This window comes from Veillonellaceae bacterium (genome assembly GCA_012523975.1).
Classification (GTDB): domain Bacteria; phylum Bacillota; class Negativicutes; order JAAYSF01; family JAAYSF01; genus JAAYSF01.
In genome coordinates this window covers 22635-41235 of record JAAYSF010000073.1, presented here as the reverse complement: position 1 = coordinate 41235, position 18601 = coordinate 22635, and the positions used below count along the sequence as shown (strand labels likewise).

Annotated in this window: 21 protein-coding genes and 9 tRNA genes; 5 read left to right on the top strand and 25 right to left on the bottom strand. The window is 43.0% G+C overall.

Going from position 1 to position 18601, the window contains the following annotated elements:
• The first annotated feature begins 69 nt into the window (after positions 1 to 69).
• A complete protein-coding gene (gene ilvD, locus GX348_10385) occupies positions 70 to 1722 on the top strand; it encodes a dihydroxy-acid dehydratase (protein ID NLP42577.1) in 1653 nt (550 codons plus the stop codon).
• A gap of 244 nt (positions 1723 to 1966) precedes the next feature.
• Here ilvD and GX348_10380 read toward each other — a convergent pair whose 3' ends face one another.
• The 3 genes from GX348_10380 to GX348_10370 form a co-directional block, all read right to left on the bottom strand.
• Positions 1967 to 2482, bottom strand: a complete 516-nt coding sequence (locus GX348_10380) for a hypothetical protein (protein ID NLP42576.1) — start codon at positions 2480 to 2482, stop codon at positions 1967 to 1969.
• Positions 2476 to 3522 carry a stilbene synthase gene (locus tag GX348_10375; protein NLP42575.1) on the bottom strand — a complete coding sequence of 349 codons (1047 nt, stop codon included), beginning with the start codon at positions 3520 to 3522 and terminating at the stop codon, positions 2476 to 2478. The genes GX348_10380 and GX348_10375 overlap by 7 nt, the downstream gene beginning before the upstream one ends.
• Positions 3523 to 3660: 138 nt before the next feature.
• The gene (locus GX348_10370; protein NLP42574.1) at positions 3661 to 4026 is read right to left on the bottom strand and encodes a hypothetical protein; all 366 of its coding nucleotides are present in this window, start codon (positions 4024 to 4026) and stop codon (positions 3661 to 3663) included.
• A gap of 140 nt (positions 4027 to 4166) precedes the next feature.
• Between GX348_10370 and GX348_10365 the strand changes: the two genes are divergently transcribed.
• Positions 4167 to 4631 carry a hypothetical protein gene (locus tag GX348_10365; protein ID NLP42573.1) on the top strand — a complete coding sequence of 155 codons (465 nt, stop codon included), beginning with the start codon at positions 4167 to 4169 and terminating at the stop codon, positions 4629 to 4631.
• Between the two features lie 48 nt (positions 4632 to 4679).
• Here GX348_10365 and GX348_10360 read toward each other — a convergent pair whose 3' ends face one another.
• The 11 genes from GX348_10360 to GX348_10310 all read right to left on the bottom strand — a co-directional run bounded on the left by GX348_10360 (position 4680) and on the right by GX348_10310 (position 9926).
• Complete coding sequence (locus GX348_10360) at positions 4680 to 5234, bottom strand: DUF2703 domain-containing protein (protein NLP42572.1); 555 nt, start codon at positions 5232 to 5234, stop codon at positions 4680 to 4682.
• Between the two features lie 205 nt (positions 5235 to 5439).
• Positions 5440 to 5521: transfer RNA gene (locus GX348_10355), tRNA-Leu, on the bottom strand.
• A gap of 194 nt (positions 5522 to 5715) precedes the next feature.
• Positions 5716 to 5798: transfer RNA gene (locus tag GX348_10350), tRNA-Leu, on the bottom strand.
• A gap of 17 nt (positions 5799 to 5815) precedes the next feature.
• A tRNA-Lys gene (locus tag GX348_10345) sits at positions 5816 to 5891 on the bottom strand.
• A gap of 14 nt (positions 5892 to 5905) precedes the next feature.
• Positions 5906 to 5981 (bottom strand) — tRNA-Gln (locus tag GX348_10340).
• Positions 5982 to 6011: 30 nt separating this feature from the next.
• Positions 6012 to 6087 (bottom strand) — tRNA-His (locus GX348_10335).
• A gap of 135 nt (positions 6088 to 6222) precedes the next feature.
• Positions 6223 to 6299, bottom strand: a tRNA-Arg gene (locus GX348_10330).
• A gap of 105 nt (positions 6300 to 6404) precedes the next feature.
• A complete protein-coding gene (locus GX348_10325; protein ID NLP42571.1) occupies positions 6405 to 7703 on the bottom strand; it encodes a polysaccharide deacetylase family protein in 1299 nt (432 codons plus the stop codon).
• Positions 7704 to 7861: 158 nt separating this feature from the next.
• A complete protein-coding gene (larA, locus tag GX348_10320) occupies positions 7862 to 9157 on the bottom strand; it encodes a nickel-dependent lactate racemase (protein NLP42570.1) in 1296 nt (431 codons plus the stop codon).
• Between the two features lie 150 nt (positions 9158 to 9307).
• The gene (locus GX348_10315; protein NLP42569.1) at positions 9308 to 9505 is read right to left on the bottom strand and encodes a CooT family nickel-binding protein; all 198 of its coding nucleotides are present in this window, start codon (positions 9503 to 9505) and stop codon (positions 9308 to 9310) included.
• Complete coding sequence (locus GX348_10310) at positions 9492 to 9926, bottom strand: DUF3842 family protein (GenBank protein ID NLP42568.1); 435 nt, start codon at positions 9924 to 9926, stop codon at positions 9492 to 9494. The genes GX348_10315 and GX348_10310 overlap by 14 nt, the downstream gene beginning before the upstream one ends.
• A 270-nt stretch (positions 9927 to 10196) precedes the next feature.
• Here GX348_10310 and GX348_10305 point away from each other — a divergent pair, with 270 nt between their 5' ends.
• Positions 10197 to 10382, top strand: coding sequence for a hypothetical protein (locus tag GX348_10305; protein ID NLP42567.1), 186 nt, complete (start codon positions 10197 to 10199; stop codon positions 10380 to 10382).
• Between the two features lie 56 nt (positions 10383 to 10438).
• Here the strand turns inward: GX348_10305 and GX348_10300 are convergent, their stop codons facing one another.
• Positions 10439 to 10621: a hypothetical protein gene (locus GX348_10300; GenBank protein ID NLP42566.1), complete on the bottom strand. Its 183-nt coding sequence runs from the start codon at positions 10619 to 10621 to the stop codon at positions 10439 to 10441.
• A gap of 199 nt (positions 10622 to 10820) precedes the next feature.
• Entirely contained in the window at positions 10821 to 11270 is a 450-nt protein-coding gene (locus GX348_10295; protein ID NLP42565.1) for a hypothetical protein, read from the bottom strand.
• A gap of 183 nt (positions 11271 to 11453) precedes the next feature.
• Here GX348_10295 and GX348_10290 point away from each other — a divergent pair, with 183 nt between their 5' ends.
• Positions 11454 to 11624 (top strand): hypothetical protein, encoded by a 171-nt coding sequence (locus tag GX348_10290; protein NLP42564.1) that lies wholly within the window; start codon positions 11454 to 11456, stop codon positions 11622 to 11624.
• A gap of 23 nt (positions 11625 to 11647) precedes the next feature.
• Positions 11648 to 12061, top strand: coding sequence for a nucleoside-diphosphate kinase (ndk, locus tag GX348_10285; protein ID NLP42563.1), 414 nt, complete (start codon positions 11648 to 11650; stop codon positions 12059 to 12061).
• A gap of 126 nt (positions 12062 to 12187) precedes the next feature.
• On the opposite strand, the gene GX348_10280 is transcribed toward ndk, so the two are convergent.
• From GX348_10280 to citC, 9 genes are all read right to left on the bottom strand, one after another.
• Positions 12188 to 12264: transfer RNA gene (locus GX348_10280), tRNA-Arg, on the bottom strand.
• 5 nt (positions 12265 to 12269) lie between these two features.
• A tRNA-Gly gene (locus GX348_10275) sits at positions 12270 to 12343 on the bottom strand.
• 14 nt (positions 12344 to 12357) lie between these two features.
• Positions 12358 to 12434 (bottom strand) — tRNA-Pro (locus GX348_10270).
• A 186-nt stretch (positions 12435 to 12620) separates the two neighbouring features.
• Complete coding sequence (gene sdhB, locus GX348_10265) at positions 12621 to 13379, bottom strand: succinate dehydrogenase iron-sulfur subunit (GenBank protein ID NLP42562.1); 759 nt, start codon at positions 13377 to 13379, stop codon at positions 12621 to 12623.
• 18 nt (positions 13380 to 13397) lie between these two features.
• Positions 13398 to 15149 (bottom strand): succinate dehydrogenase flavoprotein subunit, encoded by a 1752-nt coding sequence (gene sdhA / locus GX348_10260; GenBank protein NLP42561.1) that lies wholly within the window; start codon positions 15147 to 15149, stop codon positions 13398 to 13400.
• A gap of 38 nt (positions 15150 to 15187) precedes the next feature.
• Positions 15188 to 15808: a succinate dehydrogenase gene (locus tag GX348_10255; protein NLP42560.1), complete on the bottom strand. Its 621-nt coding sequence runs from the start codon at positions 15806 to 15808 to the stop codon at positions 15188 to 15190.
• Positions 15809 to 16017: 209 nt separating this feature from the next.
• Positions 16018 to 16575, bottom strand: coding sequence for a Fe-S-containing hydro-lyase (locus tag GX348_10250; GenBank protein NLP42559.1), 558 nt, complete (start codon positions 16573 to 16575; stop codon positions 16018 to 16020).
• 14 nt (positions 16576 to 16589) lie between these two features.
• Positions 16590 to 17432, bottom strand: coding sequence for a fumarate hydratase (locus GX348_10245; protein NLP42558.1), 843 nt, complete (start codon positions 17430 to 17432; stop codon positions 16590 to 16592).
• Positions 17433 to 17548: 116 nt separating this feature from the next.
• Positions 17549 to 18601, bottom strand: coding sequence for a [citrate (pro-3S)-lyase] ligase (gene citC / locus GX348_10240; protein NLP42557.1), 1053 nt, complete (start codon positions 18599 to 18601; stop codon positions 17549 to 17551).

Sequence of the window (18601 nt, the reverse complement as noted above, 5' to 3'; positions counted from 1 at the left end):
CAGGATATTGTGAACAAACATCTAATGTATATACTACAACAATAACACTTTTATAAGGGAGTGAGTTCCTTGCGCAGCAATATTGTAAAAAAAGGTTCTACTCGAGCTGCCCATCGGGCATTATTCTATGCTATGGGCTATACCCCGGAGGATTTGCAGAAACCGCTAATCGGGGTAGTAAATGCTTTTAACGAAATAATTCCAGGTCACATTCATCTTAGGGATATTGCCGACGCCGTCAAACTTGGCGTAGCATCTGCCGGTGGCACACCTATGGAATTCCCGGCAATCGGTATTTGCGACGGCATTGCCATGGGCCATGAAGGCATGAAGTTCCCTCTGGCCAGCCGCGAACTAATCGCCGATTCTATCGAATCAGTTGCTACAGCTCACGCCCTTGATGGTCTTGTGCTTATACCTAACTGTGACAAAATAGTCCCCGGTATGTTAATGGCCGCTGCCAGACTAAACATCCCGTGCATCGTCGTCAGCGGCGGTCCCATGATGGCCGGTCGCTATAGCGGGAAAGATATTAGCGTAAGTAACCTGTTTGAGGCTGCCGGCTTATACGAAAGCGGTAAAATCACAGTTGCCGAGCTTGACTCCCTCGAGAAAGCAGGGTGCCCAGGATGCGGCTCATGCGCCGGGTTATTTACTGCCAACTCGATGAACTGTTTGACCGAAGCTCTCGGTATGGCACTTCCTGGAAACGGAACTATCCCTGCCGCCCAGTTTGGCGCCCGCCGCATGCTGGCAAAAAAAGCAGGTTCTATGATAATCGATTTAGTTGCTAAAGATATAAAACCGCGCGACATCATGACTATGAAAGCTTTCGAAAACGCCATAACTGTTGATATGGGTATCGGCGGATCATCCAATACAGTGCTTCACCTGACAGCAATTGCCCACGAGTCAGGTCTCGAATTACCACTTGAACTGTTTGACGCAATAAGCGCCAAAACCCCATATATAACAAAACTTAGCCCAGGCGGCACCCACCATCTTCAAGACCTGAACGAGGCTGGCGGAATCTCAGCCGTTATGAAGGAACTGTCTAAGGCCGGCCTTATCCATACTGAAGCCCTTACCGTATCCGGTACTGTTGCGGACAGAATCAAAAATGCAGAAATAACCCGCTCTGATGTAATAAAAGCAATCGATAATCCATACCGCAAGACCGGCGGCATTGCTATTCTCAAAGGTAATCTTGCTCCCGATACCGCCGTTGTCAAAGAAAGTGCCGTAACCGAAGACATGCTCGTGTTCGAAGGACCGGCCCGTGTCTTTGACTCCGAAGAAGAAGCTATTGATGCTATAATTGGTAAGCAGGTAAAGGATGGCGACGTTGTTATCATTCGTTATGAAGGCCCGAAAGGCGGCCCCGGCATGCGGGAGATGCTTAACCCAACTGCCGTTATCACCGGTATGGGGCTGCGTGTCGCACTGTTGACTGATGGCCGGTTCAGCGGAGCAACCCGCGGTGCCTGCATCGGTCATGTCTCGCCCGAAGCTATGGACGGCGGACCGATTGGCCTGTTAAAAGAAGGCGATATCGTTTCGATAGATATCCCCGGCCGCAAGCTTAATGTAGCTTTGAGCGACGACGAGCTAGCAGCCCGCAAAGCTGCCTGGGTCAAGCCCGAACCTAAAGTAAAAACTGGCTATCTTGCCCGCTATGCTAAGCTTGTCAGTTCGGCTAATACCGGTGCTGTTCTGAAATAGCTTACGCTAAAAATAAGGTAATTTTGTCATCTTCGGTTTATCTTTGTAAAAGATGGGTAATACTAACACCGGAGGTGATAATATGGGTTTTAAAGACCTTCCGGGCGGAAAAAACGACAAGAAAAGCAGTAGTTCATCTACTGAGTTTTCAAAAGAAATTGCCCCGAGTTCCAAAAACAAAGAATCCTCCAAATGTAAATAGTGCAACGACAAAGGGTGGCCATCGCGCCACCCTTTTGCAGTCTTATTTGCTTATACTTTTGAGAGCCCGTTCTTCAGCGGGTATACGAATGCACAACAGCAAGGCTGCGTTCAAGATTGTTGCAGCAATTGCCGTTATATAAGCAGAGAAGATAAGCGGCACACTTAATAAAACAACCGATACCGCCAAATAATTAGGATGAGTCATAAACCGATAAGGACCTCGCTGTACAAGGCGGGTACCCGGAACAACAAAAATCCGAGTATTCCAAAATTGTCCCAAACTTAATATGCACCAATAGCGCAAAATTTCAGCCAGTAAAAATAAAGCAAGCCATACATACCATACTTCACTCAAACGGTTATATAACAGCGCTTCTGACAGCCACCCAAACAGCCAGCCAGTGTGAAGCAGCACCATCAAGGGATAATGCTTGCGACCGTATTCTTTGACCCCCATTGCTGATACAATTCTTCGATTACGAGCCGCCAGCCTAATTTCAAAGATTCTTTCAATAATTATAACAGCCACTAAGATAAGACTACAAGTTACTACCATCGGAATAACACCTGCTCTGCGCTAAAACCAGGCCCTAGCGCCAACATAACGCCGTAGCTATTATTAGCAGAAGTGTTTGCTAAAAACTGCTCTAAAACAAAGAAAACTGACGCACTCGACATATTGCCATAGTGTTTAAGGATGTCCTCAGCTTCAGCCAGCTCACCGTTAATAAGGCCAAGACTTTCGTTATAGGCCGTAAGGACTTTGGCCCCGCCCGGGTGAACAATATAATGATTTATTTCTGCCTGTGTCAGCCCCCAGCAGCTGCAGGCCTCATCTAATAACTTGGGCAGATGCCGCCTAATAATACTTGGTATATCCCGGGAAAAGCGAACTTTCAGCCCTGTTTCAACAACATCCCATCCCATAATGTCCTCAGTATCCGGAAACAAGGTGCTGTAGCTTCCGATTATTTCCGGCCCCGCCCCATTTAACCCCAACACTGCGGCGGCAGCTCCATCAGCAAAAATACTTGTGCCAACTAAATTTGACTTAGAAAAGTCGTTTTGCTGAAAGGTAATACTGCATAATTCAACCGAAACAACTACTACATAGCTACTCGGCAGCGAATTAGCCATCTCAGCTGCTCGAGCCAGCCCGCTTATCCCGCCGGCACAGCCCAATCCCCATACAGGGAGACGAACGGAATGAAAAGATAAGCCTAACTTCTGAATAAGCTTTGCATCTAAGGTAGGAGTAGTAATACCCGTTGAAGTTACAAATACCACGCCGCTAATATCTTGGGGATCTACCCCAGCACGTTCAATTGCCGACGAGACCGCATTGATTGCAAGCTCGAGCGCCGTTTTTTCGAACTGGTTATTTGCTTCATTGAACGAATGGGGTTTCGAATACCAATCGAGCGGACAAGAGAAGTACCGAGTTTTTATATTGCCATTATCAAAAATGGACAACATTCGCCCAAGCCCATGGAAATTGTCGTTAAACATAGCAGCGACAAATTGCTTTACCTCGTCTTGGTTAACAGCATGTTTCGGCACCGCTGTAGCCACCCCAAGAATTTTCGGCATGGACATCTTATCACCTCATATGATTAGCATTTTCAAGGCTCGGTGCATTCTATGTGATTTTTTACCAATATATCCTCATTGAATTATAAATAAAAGATCGGCGTTAGGCTCAGCTCTAACACCGATCTTTAATCTTGCGCGTAATTATAATGCAACTTTTTCTAAAGCTGCTTTGCAGATTTGTTCCGGACTCATATCACCTGCAAGCTGATAGCCGCTAGCAGCTAATTTTTCAATAACCAGCCTCGCAGCGTTGGCATCAGTAGAATATTGGGGAACAGCCTCATCAAATCTGTCACGCAACTTTAAAGCATATACTTTCTCTGGCTTTACAGCTACAAAGGCTCCCTTGGATTCGGCAAGGTCGGCCTGCGTCCCTAACCATTTAACAGTCATTTCTTCACTAAAATGAATCAGGTGCGTAAGCCACATATAATCCATCACTGCTAATGCAACCTTAACATCAAGATCCCGCCCCGGCTTCATTGCTGTAATTTCTTCTTTTGTCACAATGTCATCCTCCAGCTACATAAATATGGTCACTATTATATCATACAATTATAAAACAGGTTCTAAACTTTTTCTATTATGGTACTAAGTGTAAAATTATGATATACTTGGAATAAAGCTATTGATGGAGGTAACCAACATTGAAACAGCTACTACGCTTTACATTATGTTGTTTTGTCTTGCTTGCCGCTTCGTTCCTAGTCCTATCCCCAGCTCAGGCAGCACCGTCACTGGAAAAACCTAAAGCAAAACTCTCAGTTAACGTTAACATTGATCAGGCTAATATATTTTGGAATTATACTTTCTTAACAAAAGATACCGACTTGGCCAAACCGGAAAGTATTAAACTTATTTGGAGCCGAGGTGATTCACCCAGCAAAGAAAAATCAGAAGTCATCGTTATGGCGGGTAAGTCAACCGGAAAGGCAATCATCGAAACCGATAAAGGCGCATTGGTTAATCTCCGCGTATGTGTCTATGGCCCCAAAAGACTTAAGCTCGGTACCATTGACCTGCAGGTCCTGAATAACGGCCAATCTGAATTTATCAATATAACGCCGCCTGAATATACCGAACCCAATATGACTTGGGGAAATGTTAATTAGTATTACGTTTAAACACCAGATTTCTGGTGTTTATTTTTTCGCACTATATTATTGCTTTTGTTTAGAAACCGCAGCAAAAAAGCGCTTTAAGTTATCCGGAACCTGCTTAGGCCTCTGCGGCAAAACCATGGTTCTCTTAGCTCCATAGATATTGCGAAGTATGGCGTCAATAATCATGGCCTTGGGCGGCGCAGTGTATTCTCTACCCTGCCAAATCCAAACCCGGCAATCAATATCCTGCCCGGCAATTTCCCCGCAGCAGCTGCACCGACTCTCTTTAATATCGAGTTGGATATCGCGCCCGTTAATTCGAATTGTCGGCGAACTGATAAATCCCAACGCCTCTGCCTGCTGTTCATCTTCTACTAAAGTCTTCCGCACTTCAACATTATATCCGATATTACGCAGAAACAGTGACGCCTCGCCAATCGCCTCGTCTAAACTGGCATCAGTGCCAATACAACGGTCACACGTTGTTAAATCAATAAACATAAACTCAATAAGGGTTTTTTTCTCGGCGGGTTCATCTAAGCTACTATTATTACTCTTGCTGCAACCCTTCAGCTCAACCGCCATTCCGGAGCAGCACTTTTCTTTGTTCACGCCCTCACTCCCTTATCTCCTTTAAGGTCATTATATTACTAGATATTTACATTAGCAATATCCTGCTATCTTCTTTGCCATGGCAAAAGAACAAGCACTGACTGCATTTCTGTCACCGGAATTATATTCATTAAAACCTGGTAGATAAAATAAAAAGGCTTTCAGGACAAATTCCTGAAAGCCTAAAGCATGCATTTAGAAAAATTGGTGCGGGGAAGGGACTTGAACCCCCACGGTCACCCGCCAGATCCTAAGTCTGGTGCGTCTGCCAATTCCGCCACTCCCGCATATATTGGTGTGTTGCAACTATTACATGATAACATAAAGCTGCTTACTTTGCTAGTCTTTTTTTAATAAGATAAGTAAATGTAGGCATATGCTCAAGGCTGGCTAATAGCTCTGCCTCCCATTGCATTTGGAAATCAAGGCAAAAAGTAAAAAGACCTACAGTTTGCTCTGTAAGCCTTATCATTGTTTGAATTGGTGCGGGAGAAGGGACTTGAACCCCCACGGTCACCCGCCAGATCCTAAGTCTGGTGCGTCTGCCAATTCCGCCACTCCCGCATGTATTGAATTTTAAATGGTGACCCACGATGGACTCGAACCATCGACACCCTGATTAAAAGTCAGGTGCTCTACCGACTGAGCTAGTGGGTCATTAGTAACATCAATGGCAGGGGCGGCTGGACTCGAACCAACGCATGACGGAGTCAAAGTCCGTTGCCTTACCGACTTGGCTACGCCCCTATATATACATTGTAATAATTGTTAAATAAATGGGGTGACTGAAGGGATTCGAACCCTCGAGTAACGGAGCCACAATCCGCCGTGTTAACCGCTTCACCACAGCCACCATGTTTTTGTCCCTGACGACGAATTCCATTATATCATGCTGCTAAGTTTATGTCAACGATTATTTTTTCGTTTTTTACCCTTTCGGAACAGGCTTAGCGAAAACAAAACACCAGATTTTTTCTGGTGCTAATAATGGCGACCCCGGCAGGATTCGAACCTGCGACCTTTTGATTCGTAGTCAAACGCTCTATCCAGCTGAGCTACGGAGTCACATCAGCGATTACTTGTATATTATATAATCGAAATAGATTATTGTCAACATAAAATCAATAAGAATTTTTTCCTCACTTAATACACCACCACATTAGACCTAGGTCATACACTTTCTAATATTGCTCCAACAGTAGTCAACACATAGCCACGATCTTTTAAAAGCGGTATTATCTGACTTAATGCATCGGGCGTTCCTGGAGCGTGGAGATGAAAAAGAACAATTGAACCGCCCGTTACTTGACTAATAACCCTATTTATTATAGTTTCTGAGGATAACCCACTCCAGTCCCGGGTATCAACGTCCCATAAAACAATAGCTTCATAGCCTAGGTTTCTAACCTCCTCTATTACATAATTGTTATAATCTCCATAAGGCGGACGGAAATATCTTGCCGGCGCATCACCTATACCTTTCTTTAACGCAGTTTCCGTACTAATAAGCTCAGCTGCGATGGCATCCGCCCCAAGCCAAGAAAAAACTGGATGCGAATATGAATGGTTGGCAATCTCATGCCCTTCTTCTGCTATTTTACGTACCAAGTTTGGGTTGTTTTCTGCCCAATCACCAGATAAAAAAAAGGTCGAGTGAACCTCATTAGCCCTTAAAACATCAAGAATAGTATCTACCCTATAACTACTCCCTCCGTCATCAAATGTTAGGGCAACTTTAGGACTAGCCTCGCTCACCCGGCTTATGACAGCAAATGGGTGAATAGCCTTCGGCGACTTTACTGCCTTTGGCGGAACTTTCGCAAGCAGTTGGGAGACGGTCACAATTTCGAAGCCCATACCCTTGAGCTCGCGAATTACTTCCGGCAGAGCGGCGGCTGAGTGTTTTGCCTTCATATTTATGCTAATAATATCACCGCTGGCAGCAGAGTTTTTTATTTTGTCGATAATTGCTTGCGGTGAATTTATTGTCCAGTCGCTAGTATCTAAACCACGAATAACGCTGAGAAAGTTAGCATAGGCTGCTTTAAGAAAATCATTCTCGTAGTAATTATATGGCGGGCGGACAAATTTAGCTGATACCCCAAGTGTATTTTGCAGTATCTCCCCTGCCCCCGTTAACTCTTTCGCTATTTCGTCGTCTCTTAGCTGTCCCCAATATTTCATGGTGAGACCATAATTCCCAAATTCGTAGCCTTTATCAGAGGTTTTTTTTACTAGAACCGCATTCTTTTCGATAAATTGCCCCGACAAAAAGAAGGTCATTTTTATCTGTTCCATTTCACCGATAGCAACGACACTTTCTAATTCTGCTGCCGTTCTAATATCTTCCACACTGATGGCTACTGCCTTTCCAGTAATTGCAACATTGTCAATTATTTCGCCAGGTTCGGCATAGACCGTCCCCATCAGCGTAAAATACCAAAGCAGCAGCATTGTTAAGACTTTCACATCACCAACTCCTATCCATGTCCTACATAGATATTTATGGTGAGTATCAGTCAATTATGCAAAATGATATTAGTATATAAAAAAACAAGGTAAAATCAGCTTAATAAAACCGATCTACCTTGCCAAATATTTTACTATAAAGGTCAACTATCACTTATTTACTTTTTGAGGATCGGCATAGTATTGGCAGCATGAGGCATTACAGTTACGGTATAGTCTTTACGGCCAAGCTTTTGTTCAGCAATAGCAATTGCCTCATCCAATGTTTCCGCAGCAATAAACCCAGCCTTTTCAACAAAAGCCTTGTTCTCCGGAAGGGTTACAAGAATCATCGGGATTTGTCTAGCCATGGCGCCGCATTTTAAGGCAATAAAACCTGGCACGGTAAATCCGTCGCGCAAAGCAATTTCACGATCATATAACGATTCATAGTTGAACCAGCCGCTGAAATCAGGCGGCTCCATAATATCACGACACTCAAGCAGCATAATAATAACACCGTCTTCTTTGGCTGCAATATAGGCATTATCAATAGTTTTTGAACCTTGATACAAGTTGATATCTTTAGGGAATCCGCCAGCTGAGGCAATTACAAGGTCAGCCTTTCCGTTAATTGGAACGCCGAAGATTTCTTCTACTGTCTTAGTTCCCTCGAGCCAAGCATCATACCAATGTCCGGCCACAATACGAGCAATCTGGCCTTCAGCTGTAAGTACTGCATTGAGCAAGAACGCCGGTTTTGCTAGTGCGGCCATTTCAGTCATATCTTCATTCATAAAATTACCTTCAAGTTTGCCAGATACGCAGCGGGGGCTTATGCCTTTACCGACTTCTTCATGCAGGCACAATCTATGATTAGCTTGAATACTTGCATAACCCGAGACACCAGGCATAATAGCTTTTCTTCCACCGCCGAAACCGGCCATCAAGTGATAAACAATACCACCCGTGAGAATTACTTTGTCAGCATTGGCAACGTGCTTATTAATCCAAGTCTCATTGCCGCGTGAAGTTTTACCAATAAAAACAAAGTCTTCGGTTTTAGGAGCATAGCTTTGCACAATCTCAACGCGATCTACAACTTCTTGACCGTAGGTTGCTACATTTTCTTCATCAGTATGATAACGATGAGCACCAAGACTAACTACAATTTTTATATCTGAATCAGGAATACCTGCTTCATTTAATTCATTTAAAAGAACCGGCAAAAAAAGATCATGGCGAACCCATTTACGGGTTATATCGCTGGCAATTATAGCTACGCTATCACCTTTTTTTACGACTTCTTTTAACGGCGGCGTACCAATTGGGTTATTCAATGCAACTTTAACGGCTGCTGGTACGTCAGCAACGGCCTCATAGTGTTTTCCTTCCACAAAATTTATGACGCGTTCTTCAGGCAGTGAAATTTTAAATTCGCCGTCTCCAAATCCCAGCGCATATTCTTTCAACATATGTTTCCCTCCTAAATTACAAATGTGCGGTTCTGAAACAGCAGAAAACTCGTTTTACATACTATTTATTATATCAATTATTATTGAAATGAGATAAAAAATCAAGGTAAAACAAAAAGACTCCAGCAAAAATCATAGTATAATGCATATTTACTGATTGTCAGTACGTTCTAATATTATGCGGTGATCCACAAGGTGTAATTCCTTAATGCGAGCTACTATTGTTTTACGTTGTCCAAATATGTTCTCAAGATAGATTTCATTACCCTGCGGTATTAATTTATCTACCCGCTCAAGAAGTAATTCTTCTTTACCACCATGGTGGATATATACATTAGCCTCGCACATTTTTATCCTCCATCTCCATACATTTTCTAATTTGGGCCAATAGCATTTCAACAAGGTGCGGCAATGGTTCAGCCGCGATTCCAATAATTTCGATATTACTGCGGTGGATAGGCAGTAAAAGTTTTTTAGCTTTGCTGCTCGCTATGGCGGCAGCCATGTTGGGCGATAACTCGCCCTGCATGGAATTAGCGACAATAATGCTAAGCGATCCTACTATCCAGTCAACCTCGTTTGCATTATAGATGATTGCATTTTCACCAGTCGCGCCTTCATTTGCACCCGCTTTCAGCATTGCTGCAGTAGCCAAGGAGTTAGTACCAAGGGCCAAAACTTCTACTTTGTCGTGAAATTCACGCCGTAGTCGCTCAATAATTACCTTGCCCATACCGCCGCCCTGCCCGTCAATGACTGCAATTCGCATCTATTTCCTCCCGAATCATATTAAGAATGATATAAGCTTTAATTCTCCCATTGCGCTACGGAATCTGAGCTATTGAAAAATAATGTATCTCCTTTAGCCTCCGCTTGTTCCAGGAATATTATTATACCTTCGAGATTTGCTTTGTTCTTCCTGCAAAATTGCTGCATTAAAGTTGTGTTTGTATATATACTCATATAGGGTATACTGACAATATGGAGAATAATAACAAAACCCCATTTCAAAAATGCCGAATTAAAGGAGTGGACACCTGTGGAGAAGTTATTTGATATTACCGGTATGGTTGGCCTAATCCTTTTAACGCTTACTTTGTTCTGGGCCGGCTTTTATAACCTTAAGCTTAAGCAAATAAATAGAGGCATACTGTTCATTTTATTTGGCATATTGGTAGCTGTGATTTTGGTTAAAGGCCTTCTCTGGCCTGATAGCACCTTTTAATGAAAACGACCGTCATTAGCCCGTGAGGCTTTAGACGGTCGCTTACTCATTAGCAATCAAAGTTCGTCTTCTATACCACCCTCGAGATGCGTTTCGGTATATGTGACGGGATTGTCAATAGCTCCGTGAGATTTCAATTCTTTGTACAGTGTTTCCTGCTTATCCTCAGGCAGCTTTTTGACGAATTTGTTGAGTTTTAATTCCTTAGCATTAAATCCTGCATCTCCGCCAGCTTTTATATGCTTTTCCAGGGTCATACAAGCACCTCCACTTTAGTACTTACAATTAGTATGTCCAAAAGACATATGAAAAGTCTTCTAATTTTTGACCATACTCCTGCCATGCGTGTTTTTTATCGTCTAAGTGGTAAAAGCTAGTTAGCAACTTGAACAAGAAGACCGTCATCGGCGAATAGCCGTTATGACGGTCTTGTTTATATCATATGTTAGCCTTAATTTCTGCCTTATAATAATCTTCATAAGTCTTATAAATGTAATCATACACGATTGATAAATTACATGCCTGTTGATCTTCAATATAGAATTCTTTACTTTCTTCACCAACACCTACACCGACATAATACTTACCCTTGACTTTGCCAATTTTAAATTTGATATGATTAATTTTATGTATTCCAAGAATTAAGAGCAAACCAAAGCGTTTTAGGTTGTCTTCACTACTAAATTCAACCGCTTCAGTAAAAGAGTAAGAAATATTCCTATCATAGTTCCCATAGGGGGCAAGTTTCAGAATATTGGGTTGGCCTCCCAGGTAGTTCATAAAGCCTTTAATTAGATTGCTAATAAACTGCTCACAGTCGACCTCGTAACAATTGTAATTATAGTCGTGTTCTGCTGCTATCTGTTGTAAATACTCATGCTTATTCATAACCTAACCTCCAGCATTATTTTACTATATTATTATATTTTCATACTTAAAGATAATAAATCCTGCTCATCAATACCCGGGTGGTACATATGTTGATAAAAAATCTTTGAAATAATTGCGCGGAGCGATGGCAATATGATAGAATATTCAATATATTCTATCATATTGTGAGGGGTGGTTCTTATGGAGAAAAAAGCTTGGTGTGAGCATGATGAAAAAACAGTAAAATACACGAAGTTAAATTATGAGTTTGATGATAAAGCCGTATTGCTCAGATTACGGTCATGGTTTTGCCCTGAGTGTGGTGTCCATGGCTCGGAATCAGAAATTATGGAACAACACGATATAAGATAATTCGATGATTGCGAGGAAAGCCAGTGGAAAGAACATTTGTATTAATTAAGCCCGATGGCGTGGCCAAAGGTGTCTGCGGAGATATAATTAGTCGATTTGAACGGCGTGGGCTAAAAATTGCAGGAGTAAAATTTTTTAATATATTGGCTGAGCAGGCTGATGAGCATTATAAAGAGCATAGAGGTAAAAGTTTCAATAGCAATCTTGTAAATTATATAATGTCAGGCCCCGTTTTAGCTATGGTTCTTACCGGTGAAAATGCAGTCAAAATTGTACGCGCAATGATTGGCCCCACTAATCCAGCGGAAGCAGCACCAGGCACAATCCGCGGCGACTTCGGACTGACAATAGAAAGAAATATTATTCACGGATCAGATAGTATTAGCAGCGCGGAGCGAGAAATCGAAATTTTTTTCAATAAGAATGAGCTAATATAAGATAGATGTATAAAGTGAGAAGCCGGGAGTATTACCGTCTTGGTCATCAGATAAATTTGATTCAATCTGCACTAAATAAGAAGCCATCTAGTAATTTTACTAGATGGCTTTTATGCTAAAATTCAATGGCGTCCCAGGAGAGATTCGAACTCCCGACACACGGCTTAGAAGGCCGTTGCTCTATCCAACTGAGCTACTGGGACAAAATTGGAGCGGGTGATGGGAATCGAACCCACGTGACTAGCTTGGAAGGCTAGGGCTCTACCATTGAGCTACACCCGCTTATTATTATATTGTGGTCGGAGCGGCAGGATTCGAACCTGCGACCCCCTGGTCCCAAGCCAGGTGCTCTACCAAACTGAGCCACGCCCCGTTAATCACAAAAACTATTGTATCATAAGGTTACATAACAGTCAATACTTTTCTTTTGGAAATATTTATTGAATCTTAGGAATTAGTTAAATTAGTAGCCAAGGCGAAAAGCCTTGGCTACTAATCACATAACTTATATTATCACAAAATGCTTGTCATAGCAAATCTTAAACTATAACTTTGCGGCTTACTTATTGAACAGATTTTTCAGGGCTTGTTTATTAGTTTCTCTGTTCAATTTAGCAATATAAGTGGTAAGTTTAATTTCCTTAGGGCAAGCTTGTACGCAGTTTTGGCTGTTACCGCAGCTAGCGATACCACCTTTGGCCATAATTGCATTCAGGCGATCTTCCTTAAAATACTCACCAATTGGGTGCAAGTTGAACAAATGCACTTGTCCTAATGGCTGTGGTCCGATGAAATCTGAACCAGGGTTAACGTTAGGGCAGGCTTCCATACAGCATCCGCAAGTCATGCAGCGGGAAATCTCGTATGCTTCTTGAGCAACCCTCGGATTCTGACGCGGAGCATCGTTATGCACTTCCCAGGTTCCATCAACCTTTACCCAACCTTGAATGCGTTTTAAGTTTTCAAACATTAAGGTACGGTCAATGTGAAGGTCACGGATAACAGGGAAGGTACGAGCCGGCGCAAGGCGAATTGGCTGTTGCAGGTGATCAATCAATGCTGAGCATGCTTGTTGAACCTTACCATTAATAACCATTGTGCACGCACCGCAAACTTTTTCAAGACAGTTACATTCCCAAACAGGGGCAGTTGTCTTTTTGCCGTCTTTTGTTACAGGATTCTTTTGAATTTCCATAAGACACGCAACAACATTAAGTGCAGGGCGATAGTCAACTTCAAACTCTTCTGTGTAAGGTTTGGAGTTAGGACCATCTTGTCTTTCTATAATAAAATGAACTTTTTTCTTATTTTCTGCCATGATTATCCAACCTCCTTTTTACGCTTTTTTGGCAACAGCATAGTTACGAGGACGCGGTTTAACCAGCGAATGATCAAAATCCTCATAGCTAATTATAGGTTCTTCTGTTGCCGGGTCATATTCAGCGATTGTAATCTTCATGAAGCGTTCGTCATCACGGGTTGGGAATTCGCGCTTGTAGTGCGCGCCGCGGCTTTCATCACGCATACGTGCTGCTTTGGTTATTACTAAAGCATAAATAATCATATTGCGAAGCTGTCTTACAAACATTGCTTCTTGGTTTGCCCAGGTTGATCTGTCAGTTAGGCCGATATTATCCCAACGTTTAAGAATTTTCTTTACTTCAGCGAAACAGTAATCAAGGTCTTTATTCACACGCTCGATGGTAACGTATCTGGTCATTAAGTTACCGAGTTCATGGTGTAGCTGATGCGCATTTTCTGGTCCATCCATTTTTAAGATGGCTTCATATTCAGCGCGAGCTTCGTCTTCGGCTTTTTTCAATTCTGCGTCAGTAAGTTCTGAACCTTTTTCCCCTTGTTTAGCCCAACGCATAGCTTCCGGACCGGATACAGTACCAGAATAGCAAGCGGATAGAAGTGAGTTTGCACCAAGACGGTTTGCACCGTGATATTGATAATCACATTCGCCAGATGCCATAAGACCAGGAATGTTGGTATTGTGTTTAATATCTACCCAGATACCGCCCATGGAATAGTGAACGGAAGGATAAATTTGCATCGGAACTTTACGGGGGTCATCGCCCACGAATTCCGAATACATTTCCAGAATACCGCCCAGTTTACGCTCGAGGTAATCAGCCGGAATATGGGAAAGGTCAAGATATACTTTGTTTTCGCCGTCGATACCAAGTTTTTGGTTTACGCATACATCGTAAATCGCACGAGATGCTACGTCACGCGGTACAAGGTTGCCATATGCAGGGTACATTTCTTCCAAGAAGTACCAAGGCTTACCATCTTTATATACCCAAACACGGCCGCCTTCACCACGGCAAGCTTCTGACATTAAGCGGTTTTTATCGGAACCAGGAATTGCGGTCGGGTGAATCTGAATAAATTCAGGGTTACCGATTTTAGCGCCTTGCTGGTATACAGCAGATACTGCTGAACCATTACAGATTGTCGAAGCAGTACATCTGCCGAATATCATACCAGGGCCGCCTGTTGCCAGGATAACTGTATCAGCGCGGAAGGCTTTGATTTCCATGGTATTCATGTCTTGGCATACAGCACCGCGGCAAATGCCTTCTTTATTTTTAATGATTTTGATGAATTCCCAGAATTCGTATTTCTTAACAGCACCTTTTACTTCCCAGGCACGAACTTGTTCGTCAAGCGCGTAAAGAAGTTGCTGACCGGTAGTGGAACCAGAAAATAAAGTACGTTTGTTTTTCTGACCGCCGAAATTACGAAGGTCCATTAAGCCTTCAGCTGTACGAGTAAATGGAACACCCATACGATCGAACATTTTAATCAATTTAGGAGCGGCTTCGCACATGCCTTTTATTGCAGTCTGGTCGGCAAGGAAGTCACCACCATAAACAGTATCATCAAAATGTTCATAAGTGCTATCATTTTCACCCTTTGTATCCATACAAGCATTCATACCGCCTTGTGCACAAAGGGAATGAGAACGTTTTACCGGGCAATACGAGAATAAATCAACTTCGCCGCCGGCTTCGCAAATCTTTAAAGTAGCCATTAAGCCGGACAAACCGCCGCCAACAACTATAATTTTCTTTTTCACTCGGGTTCTCTCCTTAATTTTTAATGTAAATAACTAAGTTAGGATGCAAAGGCAATCGTGGCCATTACAGCAACGATTGACAGTACCGCGCATAATCCCCAAGCAATCTTGTTCGCAAATGCCTGAGCGCGAGGACCAACTGTTACACCCCAAGTAATAGACATTGTGAAAAGACCATTGGTGAAGTGGAAAATCGCTGCAACAATACCGATGCAATATAGAACCAGCACAATCGGGTTGGATAGGTAGCCATGCATTAAATCGTAATTAATAGGTACACCGCTGCCTTTAAGCATGATACGCAGATATCCTACGTGCCAGATGAGGAATACTGCAAGATAAAGAGCGGTCATGCGCTGCAAATAAAACTGCCAGTTGCGAACATAACCATAATCACCCTGATTATTTTTAGCATTAAAGGTTATGTACAGTCCATAGATTGCATGGAACAAGAAAGGAATAGCGATAGCAAAAATCTCAAGCGGCAGCATAATTTCGGCCGGAATAGCTGCAAGTTTGGCAACTGTTGCATCAAAGGCTGCGCCGCCTCCTAGTACAGTTGAGATCGAGAAGATATGCTCTAGTAAGAAAAAACCGATAGGAACAAGACCTGAAATCGAATGAACGCGCCTGATATAAAAGTCAAGATTGTTGTTCATGCTTTTACCTCCTGTAATATTCGGCGGATATTAATCGGAGCCGCCGCCTCCCTGCCAATCTGGCAGCCTAATTTTTGCTTGTCTTATATCTAGCCAAAAAAAATAGCATCTGTCTTAATATTATGAATGCGCTTGGCACTATAACGAGGATCTAATACGCAGTAAGCAGTATTTGAACTTTAAAACAGATGAACGACAATAAGAATTAATTAAAGTCTGCGATACGGTTTTTGACCTTCTTCGTAAAAGTTATTTCCTTCACTGTCGACAACGACTATTGCCGGGAAGTCTTCTACCGTCAACGCTGCTATAGCCTCAGGGCCAAGATCGCCATACGCCAGTACTTCGTACTTTTTAATACACTTTGAAATCAGCGCTGCAGCTCCGCCAACAGCGGCAAAATAAACAGCACCATGTTTTTTCATTGCATCTACTACCTCTGCGGAACGTGAACCCTTGCCTATCATGCCTTTCAAGCCTTGTTCAATAATCTTAGGAGCATAAGCGTCCATCCGGCCTGAAGTAGTAGGGCCAGCCGATCCAATCGGATTGCCTGGTTTTGCAGGCGTTGGTCCCAAATAGTAAACAATTTGATTAGTTAAATCAACTGGTAATTTTTCACCGCGATCTAAGGTTTCAACCATACGCTTATGCGCTGCATCGCGAGCGCTATAGATAACACCGCTTATAAGTACGCTGTCACCTGCTTTAAGCTTACGGGCCGCTTCATCAGTTAGCGGTGTGGTAATGCGAATTTTTTCTGCCATCACTTTACACCTCCTTACAGCTCAATCTCAGCATGCCTTGTAGCGTGGCAATTTATATTTACACTTACAGGCAATCCAGCAATATGCGTGGGATACCATTCAACGTTTACAGCAAGCGCTGTTGTGGTACCACCAAGCTGAGGTCCAATACCAGTTTTATTAACCATTTCTAAAAGTTCTTGTTCTAATTTAGCATACTCCGGATGCGGATTGCGCACTTTGATTGACCGAAGCAGTGCCTTTTTAGCTAAGATTGCTGATTTTTCCATTGTTCCGCCAATACCAACCCCAATAACTGTCGGCGGGCATGGGTTCATACCGGCACTTTGAACAATATCCAATACTGCCTTTTTAACTCCTTCTACGCCGTCAGCAGGAACAAGCATTTTAAGCCCGCTTTTGTTCTCACTGCCGAACCCTTTGGGAGCAACTTTAATTTTAACTTTGTCACCGGGAACAATATAAGTATGGATCACAGCAGGAGTATTGTTAGTCGTGTTTTTGCGGTCGAATAGAGGTTCGGCCACTACCGACTTCCGAAGATAACCTTCGGTGTAACCTTTAGCAACCCCGGCATTTACTGCATCTTCGAGATTGCCGCCAACAAAATGCACATCTTGACCGATTTCCATAAAAATGACCGTCATACCAGTATCCTGACAGATCGGCCTATCTTCGTTTCTTGCGATATCGGCGTTTTGCACTATCTGGCTAATTACATCTTTTCCTAGTGGAGATTCTTCTGTTTCTTTAGCTTTGACAAGTGCTTCGTAAACATCCTCCGACAAATAATAGCAAGCATCTACACAGAGCTTTGCCACTGCCTGAGTAACTTCTTCAACATTAATCGAACGCATTTTTTACCTCCTATTACCCACATTCACGTTAATTTTAGCACAATCCAAATAGGTTGACAACCAGTTTTTAACCAGAATATCTAGCTATTAGCTTTAGTTTTCCCGTTGCCGGCATCTTAATGACGGGACTTAACTCGCCTTATTATGTTAGCAATTAGTTTGCCCTCATCTGATATTAAATACAAATAGGTAGAGTCGGGAACCATCCTTCTTACAGTTTGCCAGTCATTATCCCGAATAGCCTGCCTTACTTTTGAGGCACTGATTATTTCCCCGTTAATCGCCAGGCGCGGCATCTCGACTACCTTGATCCCCTTTTGGGGTAAAACCTCCAGCAATGCCTGATTATATGCCCTGGTTATTGAACAGTAGGGTTCACTACCAACGTAGCGGGTAGTTACTTTTAAGGCTGGAGCGATATGACGACTGAAAATCTCAGCATCAAGTCTTGTCTGAGCCAACACCGTCTCATCGCCCCGCGTAAAATACCCAGGAAAAGTCGCGGCCGATACAATATATTTTCCGGCCGGAACAATCACTACATTATTATATTCCGATAATCCCGCTTTAACTAAATCAAGCCGTACCTCAAACGGAAACACTGACTTTTCTTCACTAACCACAAGGACAACCACACCTTGATTTTCAGCGGCCGCCTTGGCTATAACAGCCTTGTGCCCTAGCGTAAAGGGGTTGCAATTTACTACCAGACACGCCCGGTTTTCCGGAGGCAATTTAGCGGCGCTTGCCGATATTTCCCGGCAATAGCTGTCAATTGACCCAAGCCCTGATTCCAAGAGAGCGGCATATGGTTCAACCTTGCCAATCTCTTTAAAGCCGAGCGCGGCAAATAAATGGGCCTTTTCTGGTTTAGTATAAATAAAATAATGGAAAATCCCCCGACGCGAGGCTGCTTTAAGCAAATGACTAATAACCACCGACGTTAGTCCCTCGCCCTGCAAAGAATCCTCGACTGCAATATTCCGAAGAACTTCTCCCATAAACGACCCTGTCGCAATAATAGAATTATCCCGGTATAAGGCCATTGTATACTCGATAGCAGTTTCGTCAAATATGAGATCGAAGTTAGACAAGAATTGCCTAACTTCATTAACTTGACGCGCATTATTGAGATTAATAATACGTTCGTCAAAACCACCCCACGACAT